This is a genomic window from Pseudomonas sp. PA-4-8C, from assembly GCF_021606625.1.
Lineage (GTDB): Bacteria > Pseudomonadota > Gammaproteobacteria > Pseudomonadales > Pseudomonadaceae > Aquipseudomonas > Aquipseudomonas lactis.
This window is the reverse complement of the sequence record NZ_WKCD01000151.1, coordinates 1-12,990: the sequence shown is the minus strand read 5'-3', so window position 1 is coordinate 12,990 and position 12,990 is coordinate 1. Positions and strand designations below refer to the sequence as shown.

Genomic DNA, 12,990 nt, shown 5'->3' with positions numbered 1-12,990 from the left:
GGGCGAGAGAGAGTCGTTCAAGAGAAAGTTGATGGCGGGTAACAAAGGATGGTTAACGGGGTTGTTTTGTCGCGTTTCAAGTTAGTTCTTTCAAGCATAAATACAGAACTTCAGGTAGTGGCGTTCAAAGGCAGCGAAGCCCTCGATCAGCCTTACTTTATACACATGCAGTTAGTCAGCGAAGATCCTTCCCTTGACCTGGAGGCGTTGCTTCATCAACCCGTTTATCTGGCTTTCGGCGAAGCAGACCAGGGCTTACATGGGCAAATCTACGCCATCGGTCGGGATGATCCCGGTACGCGGCTCACCCTTTATCACCTGACGCTGGCCCCACGCCTGGCATCCCTTGCCCATCGTTGCGACCAGCGGGTTTTTCAGCAGCGCAGCGTACCGCAGATGATTGCCGCGGTCCTCGAACACCACGGTATCTTTGCCGACGCCTACGCGTTTGAGTTGGGGCCGGTGGTGTATCCACCGCGCGCATTTTGCGTGCAGTACAGGGAGTCCGACCTGCATTTCATCCAGCGGCTGTGTGAGGAGGAGGGTATTCACTACCACTTTCGCCACAGCGCGGAGAATCATCTGCTGGTGTTCGGTGATGACCAGACAGTATTTCGACGGTTGCCGGTGCAGCGTTATTGTCCCTCGGCTGATCCATCGCTTGGGCCCCCGGTTGTCCAACGTTTCGACCGGCGCATGGTAACGCGCAGCCGGCGCACCGTACGCCGTGACTATGACTTTGAGCACCCTTCGTTTCGCCTGCATGACCAAGCCGGTGCCGGGCCGGTCGATCCTTTGGAAGACTATGGCTACCCTGCCGGCTTTACGGGCCATGCACGCGGTGTGCAGCTGGTACGGCGCGGCCTGGAGCGCCACCAGCGTGATCGCCATCGGGTACTGGGCAAGAGCGATCAACCGGCGTTGTGCAGTGGTCACTTTCTTGAGCTGTGTGATCACCCGGACCCAGCCTGCAACGACTTATGGCTGCTGACTTCGGTGCGTCATGAGGGTTACCAGCCGCAGGTGTTGGAGGAGTCGGTCGTTGATGCCAATGGGTTCCAAGGCTATCGCAACCGGTTCACCGCAACCCCCTGGCGCGCAGTGCATCGACCGGCCCTCAAGCACCCTAAGCCAACGATCAGTGGCAGTCAGACCGCGACGGTAACCGGGCCTGCCGGCGAGGATGTGCACTGCGATGCTTATGGTCGTGTGAAGGTGCGCTTTCACTGGGATCGCGCGGAAAAGGGCGACGAGACCAGCAGTTGCTGGCTGCGTGTGGCGTCCGGTTGGGCGGGTGATGGGTTTGGCGCCATGGTCATTCCACGGGTGGGCATGGAAGTGTTGGTGAGCTTTCTGGAGGGAGACCCGGACCAACCCCTTGTCACCGGTTGCCTGCCCAATGCATCGCATCTGCCGGCGTACCCTTTGCCGCAGCACAAGACACGCAGCGTTCTGCGCAGCCGCAGTTCGCCGGGCGGCGGGGGCGCCAATGAGCTGTACCTTGAAGACCGACGCGGCGAAGAGCTCATTTACCTGCGCGCCCAGCGTGACTTGGAGCAACGGGTGGGGCATGACAGTCGCCTGGAGGTAGAGGGCGATAGCCTGACTCGCGTTGGCCAAAGCCTGGTGATCGAAGCCGGGCAGCAGGTTCACCTCAAGGCCGGTGCCAGCCTTGTTATTGAGGCCGGTGCGCAACTGAGTTTGAAGGCTGGCGGGGAACATTTGGTGATGCAGGCTGGCAGCATCTCAAGCAGCCAGCCCATCACCCTGGGCGGTTCGCCGTCTGCACACCGCTCGATGAACGCCGGTGTGCAAATCTCAGCAGGGCAAGGCGTCATCATGGACTTGGCCAAGCAACTGGGCGCGGACTTTTGCCCTCTGTGTGAATGCTCCCGTGAAGGCCTGTGCGATATCGCGGGGAGGGCGGCTTGATGAACAGCTTGCCCTATCGTTGGATGGCCCAACAGCAGCAGAGCGGGCATCAACTATGCCTTGTGCTTGATGGCAACCACGAGGCTCGCCAACCTCTGCTCGCCGGTCGCGCGCCCTCGCACTATTGCAACCTTTACAGCGAGACCGCTGTGGCGCAGTTGGCGAGTTCAGGCCCGGTCATCGTGTTGATCGAGCGAATGAGTGACCCCGCCCTGACCGACCTGCTGCTACACCCCGAGTCGAACTGGGGTTGGCTCGCCAGCCTGCCGGCCAGCGACCTGGCGGGTATCGCGCGCCATTGGCGCGAGAGACTGCTGGTCGGGCCAGTAGGCCAGCAGGCGCTTTATCGCTTGCACGACAACCGCACCCTGGCCCGTGCCTTGGCCCATCTGGGCAAGGAACATTGGCCTTTCTACCTCGGGCCTCTGATCAGCGTGTGCTATTGGCATGAAGATGATTGGCACCACCACAAAAACCCTGCACCGGGCGACTACCCGGCGCCTGAGCCCCCGCCGTGGCTCGACACACCCAACCCCCAGGCCGAAGCCATCCTGCACGCCAATATCCTGCGCTACCTGCTGGCGGAGCACAGCGAAGACCTGGCGGCATTGGTCGAATTCCAAAACCCCAGGATTTGGCTGGCCCAGGTACTGGAACAAGCGCGCACCTGGCGGTGGCGGGAGCCTGCGCAGCTCGAATTTTTGGTGGTTCGCCGGTTGGCCGAGGCGACTGGTAGCAGTGTTACTCATTGGCAACCGAGGGCAGGCGAGGCGCCTGGGGAGCATTTTGAACGAGTGGTGGCGCAGTGGCACAGGGAGGTAGGGAGCGGTGAGTAAATGGATGGGATTGGTGCTGCTGGTGGCTGGGGTGCTTTCGGGATGTACGGGGAGGGCGGTGGAGCGTTTTACGTTGGAGGTGGATTTGCCGGCGCAGTTTGAACTTAAAACGGCTGCCAACTACCGGCCCGCGACGGGTGAGACCTGCACCTTGCCTCGGCGGCGAGGTAAAAGACCTGAGCGGAAAGTCTTTTTTACAGACTACAAGCCTGTGGCGAGCAGCGTGAGTTATGAGCTGCCACTGACTGAAACGGTAGAAGGTTGTCCGTTGGTCCTGCGCAGTGTGGAGTTTGACTTTTATGCGAAGTGGGGGACGCGGAGTATGGATGTGGGTGGAAATTTCGGGAGTATTTCTATTCGAGACCGTTTGAAGGCCGACCTACCTGGGATGCCCGAGTCGGGTGTGCAGGAAATACTGGGGCAATGTAAATGGCACTTTCGGACGGTAGGGCCTTTGCATGCGATTAGAAAACTCCTGATCTGCAATTCGCTGGATTCGATGGGTAAGTTGCAAGCGTCGCGGGTAGGGGGCGTGGCGCAACGGCCGCAATTACCCGGAAAAAAGCTGAGGCTGGTGCTATCTGTCAGCAAGGATGAGTTACCTGCCTTTGACGATAGATGGGTAGCGGTGCCGGGGGGGTGGCGGCGATGCAGAGGCAAGAGTTTCGAAGACCTTTTTGCATATTGCGCAGGTAACACCACAGACTTTAAACCCATAAAAATGCCGGACGGGCGCGTATGCGACGTCTATCCAACATGTAAATAACAAGGACCAATTCATGAAGCTGGATGCATGGAAGCAAGATTTTTTCAGTGAACGAATGCCTGCTTGCGCATTGAAAGGGCACTGGGTGAGTTTTCGTTTGGTCGATATGACGGGCAATGGAAAAGCCTATGGCGGACTAGCCTTTTCGGTCCATGACAGTTCAGGGAGACAGTACGTCGGTAAATTGAATGGTGAGGGTTTTGCCCGTTTGCAGGATTTCTACTGCGGCCCGGTTGTTCTCATGTTGGATGATTTGTATAGCGGGACTGAGGAGCCGTATTACCAGCTACGAACGCGCCGAACCTACAAACTGCCTATCACCGAACTTCAAATGCGCGCTGAGCGAACTTTTTTTGCTAGTGCTGACGACAGACGCGTTGAGGAGAGTCCGGCCTACCAGCAAGCGGATTGGTTTTATCAGGTTGAAGTAAGCGATTTGGTACGCCATAGCGCTCATCTGCCCCTACCTGCGTCGTCAACTTTGCGTCCCAAGCGTCATGCACTGAAAATGATGGCCGACCTAGGGTTCGGTCCGCCCGAGCCAACTTTTTCGGGTATCGTACTGTTCCCCAACAAGCACACCGTTCTGGAAATGCGACCCCTACGGGCCTTGCGCCCAATGTTATCCACCGAAGACAGCTTATGTGCCCTGAACCTCTACCAACTGGCATTGTTTGCTGCGTTGAGTTACTGCGATTTTGGGCAGGTCCCCGCAGAAAGCCCATCAGACGAAGTGCGGTTTCCGTTAGATCCGAGCGTTGGAAATTTATTCGCTGAACAGCTTTCGGTGTATCACGAAGCCTGGCGAATTGATCCGAAGCAATCACACCGTTTTTACCCGATCTACGAAGATGTTCCTTACTCCCAGCGTTTCGAAATCCTGCCTTTCGATCCTGAGTTGTACCCACAAAATCGCCCGGAACTAAAGGAAGAGCAGGAATATCCCGCACGCTTGCACTTTTTCGATGATGAAAAATTCGGCACTGATACCCAGGCTTTCATCACCCATCACGATGAGATCATCCTGATTTCTGTGCGAGGAACGGTCAGTCGTGCCGACGTATTACGCGATGCCGATGCCCATCAGGTGTCTTTCGAAGACGGTGTTGGAAAAGCGCACGATGGTTTTTACCAGGCCTACCGGGCTATACGTGATTTCGTACTGCAATACCTTGATCAGTTTCACATTGGCCAGCGCATCGTAATTTGCGGTCACAGCCTCGGCGGCGCCATTGCATTGCTGTTGGCCGAAGGACTGCGCCGAACCCCAGACGCCCACTACAACATCCTGCTCTACACCTACGGCGCCCCACGCGCCGCCGACGCCGAATTCACCGCCGGTGCCTCAACCCTGGTCCACCACCGCATCGTCAACCACAACGACCCCGTCCCCAGTGTCCCGGCGCCCTGGATGAACACCACCGCCAAGCTCTGGATTCCCGGGGCCATCACGCTATTCAGCAACCCCGCACCCGGTGGCCTGCTGTTCGCCGCAGGGCTGGTGCGCGTGGGCGGCAACCCCTATCGGCATCACGGTGAGCAATATCACTTCATGCCGATCACGCTCCCGGATGGCAGCCACTCTTCAGTGCTATGGAAGCCTGGATGTGAATCCATCGAGGAGGCAGGTTGCAACCGCGCATTGCAACTGCAAGGCGACATGCCCGGTCGCGATAATTTGCTGAGGCAACTATTCCAAGCCGACCAGCACTTCATGACCACCAGCTACGTCCCCGCAGCCTGGGCGACATTGCGCCGCTGGCAACAAACCCTGGAGAGTGAGGGCCCGCTGGTGACCCAGCGGGAGTTCGAGCTGCTCGACCGGGCCTTCGAAGGCATGCGCGAGCAACTGCGGGCCAAGCGGCGTGAACTGGCTCAGCGGCGCCCAGCCAATGATCGTAGCCATGAACCCACCGATGCCTTGAACGCAGAGATCGACCGTTTGCACACCAGCCGCGAGCGCTTGGCAAGCCTGCGCTGGCGTCGCCTGCAAGCCCACGATGTCTACGGCAGCCATGCCCGTTCTGCACATCTGCAATCGAGCCTCAAACGTTGGTTCAGCCACCGCGAGAATCGTGAGCCAGCGCAATTTGCCAGCATCCCGCCGCCGTCCCAGAATGAACAGGCACGGGCGCAAACGCTGGATATCGACTCAGTCGTCTAACCGACGCGATTACATAAACTCCACCCGGGCCGGTTGCCGTTTCATCAGCACCTTGCCGTTGCGGATCGAGTACAACGGCAGGCCCTGGCTACGTATGACTTCGTAGTCGCTGTCGGCCGACAGGATCAGCAGGTTGGCCGGGCGACCTGCTTGCAACCCATAGCGATCGCCCAGGGCCATGGCTTTGGCACTGTTGTCGGTGACCAGGTCCAGGGCGTTTTGCAAATTGCGGTAACCGAGCATATGGCAGATGTGCAGGCCGGCCTCCAGCACTCGCAGGATATTGCCGTTACCCAGCGGGTACCAGGGATCGACGATGGAGTCCTGGCCGAAACACACGTTCATGCCGGCCTCAAGCAGTTCGTTGACGCGGGTGACGCCGCGGCGTTTCGGGAAGTTGTCGAAGCGGCCTTGCAGGTGGATGCTTTCGGTGGGGCACGAGACAAAGCTGATACCGGAATGCCCCAGCAGGCGAAACAGCTTGGCGCAGTAAGCGTTGTCGTAGGAGCCCATGGCCGTCGTGTGGCTGGCTGTCACGCGGGCACCCATTTCGCGGCTGCGGGCTTCTTCGGCGAGGACTTCGAGAAAGCGTGAGTGGGGATCGTCGGTTTCGTCACAGTGCACGTCCACCAGGCAGCCGGTGCGTTCGGCCAGGTCCATGAGGAACTTCACCGAACTCACGCCTTGGTCGCGGGTGTATTCGAAGTGGGGGATGCCACCGATCACGTCGGCACCCAGGCGAATGGCTTCTTCCATCAGTTCGCGGCCATTGCGGAATGACTCGATGCCCTCCTGGGGGAAGGCGACGATTTGCAGGTCGATCAGGTGGGTGCTCTCTTCACGTACCTCCAGCATGGCCTTGAGTGCGGTGAGGTCTGGGTCGGTGACGTCGACATGGGTGCGCACATGCTGGATGCCATGGGCGGCGAGGGCCTGAATGGTTTTTTTGGCCCGCGCCTTGGTGTCTTCCTGGGTAATGGTGGCCTTGCGTTCACCCCAGCATTCGATGCCTTCAAACAGCGTACCGCTCATGTTCCAGCGCGGCTCGCCAGCGGTAAGCGTGGCGTCAAGATGGATGTGGGGTTCGACGAAGGGCGGTATCACCAGGTTGCCGGCGGCGTCCAAGTCGCCGGCCATCAGCGTTGGCACCCCGGTTTGCGCAGTGATGCTGGCGATCCGGCCGTGTTCCAGGTGCAGATCATGCAGGCCTTCACGGTTGCGCAGGCGGGCATTGATGATGTGCATGGTCAAGTTCCTCTTGGCTAAAAACAATCAGGCAGACAGCCGCCAGATCCTCAGGGCGATACCGATGTCCAGGCGGTCATGGCGCGTAGTATGGCGCTGAGCAGCACATAGGTCAGCGATGCGGCAACAATTCCCACCAACGGCGCGACCCACGGCGAGTTGAACGCGACTACGGTGCCCACCCCATACGCGATCAGACCTGGCCAATTGAATGCCGGTAAGTGAGCTTCTGCCAAGCGCGGATATTGGCCGCGATAGCGATAGAAGAAGTCCGCCATGATCACGCCTCCTATCGGCGGGATGACCGTGCCCAGCAGGATCAGGTACGGCACCAACAGGTCGTACATGCCGAACAAGGCGAGCAAGGTGCCGATCACCGCGCCGGCCAGGGTCACGCTCTTGCGACGCTGGGTACGCAGCAGGTTGCAACCGGCGACGGCGAAGTTGTAGATGGTGTTGTCCTGGGTGCTCCAGATATTGAGCAGCAACATCGCCATCGCCGCCGTGGCGAAACCTTGCAGCAGCAAGACTTCCACCACATCCGGTTGCTGATAGACGATGGCGCCATAGGCCCCGATCAGCACCATCAAGCCGTTGCCGACAAAAAAGCCGATCAGGCTAGCCAGCACCGCAACCTTGGCCGAGCGCGAAAACCGTGTCCAGTTGGTGGCCTGAGTTGCCCCGCTGACAAAGGTCCCGAACACCAGCGTGATGGCGGTGGACAAATCCAGTTCAGCGCTGGGCACCACTGCCAGCAGCCCCTCCAGCCCGCCGACCTTCACGGTGGCGACCCACATCGACAGCAGCAACAGAAGCCCCATGGCCGGCACCGCGATGTAGGACAGGATTTCCAAGCCGCGATACCCCACGTAGGCGGTGGCGCAGAACAATAAGCCAAACACCAGCATCAGCCCCAGCACACTGCCCGGGCTCAACTGGAAATACTTGCCCAATACCACGGCCGCCGTGGCCGTGCCCCAGGCATACCAGCCGATCTGGGTAAAGCCGAGGATCAAGTCACTGAGCTTGCTGCCCACTTCGCCAAAGCAGAAACGCCCCATCAACACCGAGTTCAAGCCGCTCTTGAACGCGATGTAACCCAAGCCTGCGGCGTAGATACCCAACAACAGGTTACCCAGGACCACGACGCCGAGCATGTCGATGAAACTGAACGCCACCCCCAGCTTGCCGCCGGCGAACATGGTCGCGGTAAAAAAGGTGAACCCCAACAACACCATGGCCGTAGAGGCCAGACCCTTGCGCGCGTGCAAGGGGACTTCGCTGAGAGGGTAGTCGTTGCCGGGGTCTTGCTGCGTCATGGGGCTGCTCCCTGAGTGGTGACCCAGGTCGCGTGCATCCTGCGTGCCAACGTAGATGCGGGCAGGTATGCGCTGACGGGAGCAAGCCCTTTATAAGGCCGCCCCCTCCCAATCAGCGCAAAAGCAGTGCAGCGGTGAGCCAAACTGGCTCAGTCGAACAGCGTTGGCATGAAGCGCATAGTGGGTCTCAATACCCCTTGCAGTCACGCGTCCCCATCAGTCCATCGGTGCTTCAAAGATGGACTCGATGGGCTGCTCGAACACCTTGGCGATCTTGAACGCCAAGGGCAAGCTCGGGTCGTAGCGGCCGGTCTCGATGGCGTTGACGGTCTGGCGCGACACACCCAGGCGCTCTGCAAGGTCAGCCTGGGACCAGCCCAGTTCGGAGCGCAGATGACGCATTTGATTGTTCACTGATAGCGCCTTGAGCCGATGATCGTCGCCACACACCAGACGCCGCCCATGATCGGCCAGACCATGAAGGCCGACATCCGCGGGAAGCCAGCCGTTTCCAGAAAACCGTAGCTGAAGGTGGTCAGCGCCGTGCAGACAAACGCCACCGCAAGCGCTTCGAGCTGGATCTTGCGGCCCATTTCATCCATGGCGTTCAGCCGCCGGATAATCGACACCGCCATCGCGATCATCGGGATGACGGGCAGCAGTGCCAGGGCGATTTTGGCGACGCCGTCGGGCATCGACGACATGTAGACGCTGGAAACCACCACGCACAGTACGTACACCAACAAAATGACAGCGAACTCCATCGGGAAGCGTTTGGGTGACATGATCATCTCCATAAGTAAAGGGTGCTTTACATTAGGTGGTGGTCAATTCAGTGTCAAGCTTGCTTTACATCGTGGTAGGCAGGCATTAAAAAACCACCCGCAGGTGGTTCTTTTCAATACTTGATCACTTACTCGCCGCGATAGATGCAGCCACTGGTGCAGGTCTCGTGGATACGGATCGCACTGAGTTCCGGCAGCAAGGGTTTCAGTTCATTCCAGATCCATTTGGCCAGTACTTCGCTGGTGGGGTTTTCCAGGCCGGGAATGTCGTTGAGGTAGTTGTGGTCGAGGCGTGCATAGAGCGGCTTGAAAATCGCTTTGATCTCCGAGAAGTCGCGAATCCAGCCGGTATGGGGATCCAGGTCGCCGCTCAGGTGGATGGCCACCTTGAACGAATGCCCATGCAGGCGCCCGCATTTGTGGCCTTCCGGTACGTGGGGCAGGCGATGGGCGGATTCGAATGTAAATTCCTTGAAGATTTCCACAGTGTTTTCAGCTCGGTCAGGTGTCTGGCAGGCGGCGAGTTTAACAGCTTGATCAACCTCTGCGCATACCGCCCCTCGGCCGCAGGCACCCATGCGGTCAAAGGGCTAGCAAACGGTCGCCGAGCTTGCCGTTGTCCGCCAATGCCAAAAACTCATCCCCCAGCCGCTGGCTCTCGCTCATGGCGGTTTGCCAATATTTGTTGCGGCCAAGGTCATCGCCCATAAAGCGCTTGAAGTCGCTGCGGTCTGGCAGCTTGCCGTGGGGCAGGCGGGCCAGGTAGTCCCTGGACGGCGCCAGCAGTAACACATCCTGCAAGCCTTGCTGGTTGCTGCGCCGCCATGGCAGGCCCTTGTCGAACCAGCCGGGGATGACCCGGTCGGTAAAATGCGGGTACAGCACGATGTCATCGCCGTGGTAGGGCAGGTCGAGGTGGTAATCCAGCAGGCCGCCGTCGCGGTAGGTGCCGGCTCCGGCCCCGGGCAGGTCGCGCACGCCTTGCATCACCAGGGGGATCGAGCCGGACGCGAGCAACGCCTGGCGCAGGTTGCCCACGTCCAGGGTGAGGAAGCGCGAGGGGAAATCCTTCAGAGGGTGTACCGGTGGCGCCTGACGCGGGTCGTGGATGATCAGCCGCTCGAAATGCCGCGACAGCCGTGCGCGGCCCCGCAGGTTATCGGCAATCACCGACGACAGGCCCAGCCCCAGCCGCCCACGGTGGTCATCGGCGAGCAAGCCGTGGCTCTTGACCACCATGATGTTCAGCCGATAGTCGGGGTTGTCCAGCACCCGCGCATCGCGCCCGGCCAGCAGGTCGTCGAGCATGCGCTGGCAGCTCTGGCTGACTTGGGCCATGGTCACGCCTTTGGCAAAGCGCTGCTCGTTGTACAGGCGGCCCAGGTCGAGCAAACCTTGCACCGGGTCGGGCAGGCAGGCGCTGGCGAACCGCCACGAGCCGATGGACGCGCCGATCAGCGCACGCTCGCGCGGCGCACGGGGCAACCAGTCACCGAACAGCGCCAGGTCCAGCCCTTGGATACCCAGGGCCTTGGGGCCGCCCGCCGCGCCGGGGAGGATGCCCACGTCGGCAGGCGCAAGGCCCTGCTCGCGGAGGCGGGTGAAGGCGCGTTTGCCGGCCTTGAGGGTCAAGGCCGGGAACTTGATATGGATGGCGGTCATACCGGTCTCTGTTGAGGCGAGCGGGGCAGTATAGGAAATCTCGCAGGCAGTGGGAAAAATGGCTTAACCGGAATTGCCATGGTGGCAATTCAGTTTCAGTTAAGTTGCAGCGCGTACCGTGGCCGACGTAGGAAAACATCATGTAACGGAGACTTATCATGAAGCGCCTCACTGCCCTGGGCGCCGCCGCTATCATCCTCGTTACGGCGACCCCGGCCGCCGCATTGGACCCCGACAAACCACTGATCGTGCCGGCCACTGTTACTATTGTCGCTTTCGATCAATTGGAAGCCACTGCCCTGGCCCTTCACCCTGGTTCGACGCTGCTGGGCACCGACCTGGATGAGGAGTACGGCAAGTACGTCTATGAAGTTGAGCTTCAAGACACTGACGGCATTGAATGGGATGTTGAATTGGACGCGCTCACCGGGCAGGTTCTCAAGAATCATCAGGATACGTAATGAAGGTAAATTTACGCGTCGGCAGTCGCGTGGCGCTGGTGCTCATGGTGTTTTGTTCCAGCCTGGCGGCCCGCGACCTCAACCAGGACGAAGCCCTGGCCCTGCGCCAGCAAGGCGTGATCCTGCCATTGGAACAGCTGTTGCAGCAGGCCATGGCGCGATACCCCGGCTCACGGCTGCTGGAAGCCGAACTGGAAAAGAAACACGGGCAATATGCCTATGAAGTGGAACTGGTGACCACCGAGGGCGTGGTGCGCGAGATCAAGCTGGACGCCACCAACGGTAACCTGATCAAAGATGAGGAAGATTGATGCGCCTGCTCCTGGTGGAAGACAACGTCCCCCTGGCCGACGAACTGATGGCCGGCCTGCAGCGCCAGGGTTATGCGGTCGACTGGCTGGCCGATGGCCGCGACGCCGTGTATCAAGGGCGCAGCGAACCCTATGACCTGATCATCCTCGACCTTGGCCTGCCCGGTTTGCCCGGGCTTGAAGTGCTGGCCCAATGGCGCGCCGCCGCGTTGGCCATCCCGGTGCTGATTCTCACCGCCCGCGATTCCTGGGCCGAGCGTATCGAAGGGCTCAAGGCCGGCGCCGATGATTACCTGAGCAAACCCTTTCACCCCGAAGAGCTGTACCTGCGCATCCAGTCGCTGCTGCGCCGCTCCCACGGCCAGACGAACCAGCCCACCCTGCAAGCTGCCGGCCTGCATTTGGATGAAGGGCGCCAGTGCGTGCTGCGCGACGGCGCCGAGATCCAATTGACGGCTGCCGAATTTCGGTTGTTGCGCTATTTCATGCTGCATCCCGAACAGATCTTGTCCAAAAGCCACCTGGCCGAACACTTGTATGACGGCGAGACCGAGCGCGACTCCAATGTACTTGAGGTGCACGTCAACCACCTGCGGCGCAAATTGGGCCGCAGCGTGATCGAGACGCGGCGCGGGCAGGGCTACCGTTTCGGCGCCACCCCGGCATGAGGTCAATCCAGCGGCGCCTGAGCCTGGGGTTGATCAGCGTGATGGTGATTGTCGGCGTGGTGCTGGCGCAAACCAGCCTGTGGTTGTTCGAGGCAGGTTTGCAGCGCTACCTTGAAGCGGGCTTGCGCAACGACAGCGAAAACCTGCTGGTGGCGCTGGTGCGTGGGCCCAACGGTGTGCAGTTGGATGAGCAACGCCTGTCGCCGGCGTACCAGCGGCCATTCTCCGGGCATTACTTTCGTATCGACTTTGCCGATGTGCATTGGCGCTCCCGCTCACTGTGGGACCAGGAACTGCCCCGGCTTCCCACGGCGGGGCTCAAGGGCAACCTGCAACTGGGGCCCGAAGGCCAGCAACTGTTGGTGCTGCGCTCGGACTACAAGCGCTTTGGCCAATCGATTTCCATCAGCGTGGCCCAGGACTACACGCCGGTGCGCGAGAGCTTTCGCCTGATGCGCCAGGTCGGCCTGGTGATGGGGCTGGCGGCGCTGCTACTGGTGCTGGTTCTGCAACGGGTCACGGTGCGCCGTGCCTTGCGCCCGCTGGAGACCGCGCGCAACCAGATCGCTCAACTGCAACAAGGCCAGCGCTCGCAACTCGATACTCAGGTGCCACTTGAGCTGGAGCCCCTGGTGGCGCAGATCAACCACCTGCTGGCGCACACCGAAGACAGCCTCAAGCGCTCCCGCAACGCCCTCGGCAACCTGGGGCATGCGCTGAAAACTCCCCTGGCGGTGTTGTTGAGCGCTGCTTCCAGTGAAGCCCTCAAGGATCATCCGCAGTTGAGCCAGTTGTTGCGCGAGCAACTGGAGCAGGTGCAGCAGCGCCTCAACCGTGAACT

The 12,990-nt window shown here is 60.2% G+C and carries 13 protein-coding genes and 1 pseudogene; 8 read left to right on the top strand and 6 right to left on the bottom strand.

Annotated features, from left to right (window positions below):
• Positions 1–48: 48 nt before the first annotated feature.
• From tssI to GIW04_RS19830, 4 genes are read left to right on the top strand one after another with little or no spacing between them, the layout of a single operon-like run.
• Entirely contained in the window at positions 49–1,932 is a 1,884-nt protein-coding gene (gene tssI, locus GIW04_RS19845) for a type VI secretion system tip protein TssI/VgrG (protein WP_120249148.1), read from the top strand.
• Positions 1,932–2,768: a DUF4123 domain-containing protein gene (locus GIW04_RS19840; protein WP_057710165.1), complete on the top strand. Its 837-nt coding sequence runs from the start codon at positions 1,932–1,934 to the stop codon at positions 2,766–2,768. The genes tssI and GIW04_RS19840 overlap by 1 nt, the downstream gene beginning before the upstream one ends.
• Before the next feature lie 4 nt (positions 2,769–2,772).
• The gene (locus GIW04_RS19835; RefSeq protein ID WP_120249147.1) at positions 2,773–3,534 is read left to right on the top strand and encodes a hypothetical protein; all 762 of its coding nucleotides are present in this window, start codon (positions 2,773–2,775) and stop codon (positions 3,532–3,534) included.
• 13 nt (positions 3,535–3,547) lie between these two features.
• On the top strand, positions 3,548–5,698 hold the full coding sequence (locus GIW04_RS19830) for a lipase family protein (RefSeq protein ID WP_120249146.1): 2,151 nt from the start codon (positions 3,548–3,550) through the stop codon (positions 5,696–5,698).
• A 9-nt stretch (positions 5,699–5,707) separates the two neighbouring features.
• On the opposite strand, the gene codA is transcribed toward GIW04_RS19830, so the two are convergent.
• The 6 genes from codA to GIW04_RS19800 form a co-directional block, all read right to left on the bottom strand.
• Complete coding sequence (gene codA, locus GIW04_RS19825) at positions 5,708–6,943, bottom strand: cytosine deaminase (protein ID WP_003190252.1); 1,236 nt, start codon at positions 6,941–6,943, stop codon at positions 5,708–5,710.
• Positions 6,944–6,993: 50 nt separating this feature from the next.
• On the bottom strand, positions 6,994–8,262 hold the full coding sequence (gene codB, locus GIW04_RS19820) for a cytosine permease (RefSeq protein WP_003190253.1): 1,269 nt from the start codon (positions 8,260–8,262) through the stop codon (positions 6,994–6,996).
• A 216-nt stretch (positions 8,263–8,478) separates the two neighbouring features.
• On the bottom strand, positions 8,479–8,676 hold the full coding sequence (locus tag GIW04_RS19815) for a helix-turn-helix transcriptional regulator (protein WP_003190255.1): 198 nt from the start codon (positions 8,674–8,676) through the stop codon (positions 8,479–8,481).
• A complete protein-coding gene (locus GIW04_RS19810) occupies positions 8,673–9,047 on the bottom strand; it encodes a hypothetical protein (protein ID WP_003190257.1) in 375 nt (124 codons plus the stop codon). The genes GIW04_RS19815 and GIW04_RS19810 overlap by 4 nt, the downstream gene beginning before the upstream one ends.
• Positions 9,048–9,175: 128 nt before the next feature.
• Entirely contained in the window at positions 9,176–9,532 is a 357-nt protein-coding gene (queD, locus tag GIW04_RS19805) for a 6-carboxytetrahydropterin synthase QueD (RefSeq protein ID WP_120249145.1), read from the bottom strand.
• Between the two features lie 97 nt (positions 9,533–9,629).
• On the bottom strand, positions 9,630–10,709 hold the full coding sequence (locus GIW04_RS19800; RefSeq protein WP_120249144.1) for a patatin-like phospholipase family protein: 1,080 nt from the start codon (positions 10,707–10,709) through the stop codon (positions 9,630–9,632).
• A 158-nt stretch (positions 10,710–10,867) separates the two neighbouring features.
• Between GIW04_RS19800 and GIW04_RS19795 the strand changes: the two genes are divergently transcribed.
• From GIW04_RS19795 to GIW04_RS19780, 4 genes and pseudogenes are all read left to right on the top strand, one after another.
• Complete coding sequence (locus GIW04_RS19795; RefSeq protein WP_034135262.1) at positions 10,868–11,170, top strand: PepSY domain-containing protein; 303 nt, start codon at positions 10,868–10,870, stop codon at positions 11,168–11,170.
• Positions 11,170–11,481, top strand: a complete 312-nt coding sequence (locus GIW04_RS19790) for a PepSY domain-containing protein (RefSeq protein ID WP_044273608.1) — start codon at positions 11,170–11,172, stop codon at positions 11,479–11,481. Before GIW04_RS19795 ends, GIW04_RS19790 begins: the two co-directional genes overlap by 1 nt.
• Positions 11,481–12,149, top strand: coding sequence for a response regulator transcription factor (locus GIW04_RS19785; protein WP_034135263.1), 669 nt, complete (start codon positions 11,481–11,483; stop codon positions 12,147–12,149). Before GIW04_RS19790 ends, GIW04_RS19785 begins: the two co-directional genes overlap by 1 nt.
• Positions 12,146–12,990 (top strand): annotated as a pseudogene (locus GIW04_RS19780) (ATP-binding protein); the annotation flags it as partial. The gene GIW04_RS19785 and the pseudogene GIW04_RS19780, both read left to right, overlap by 4 nt.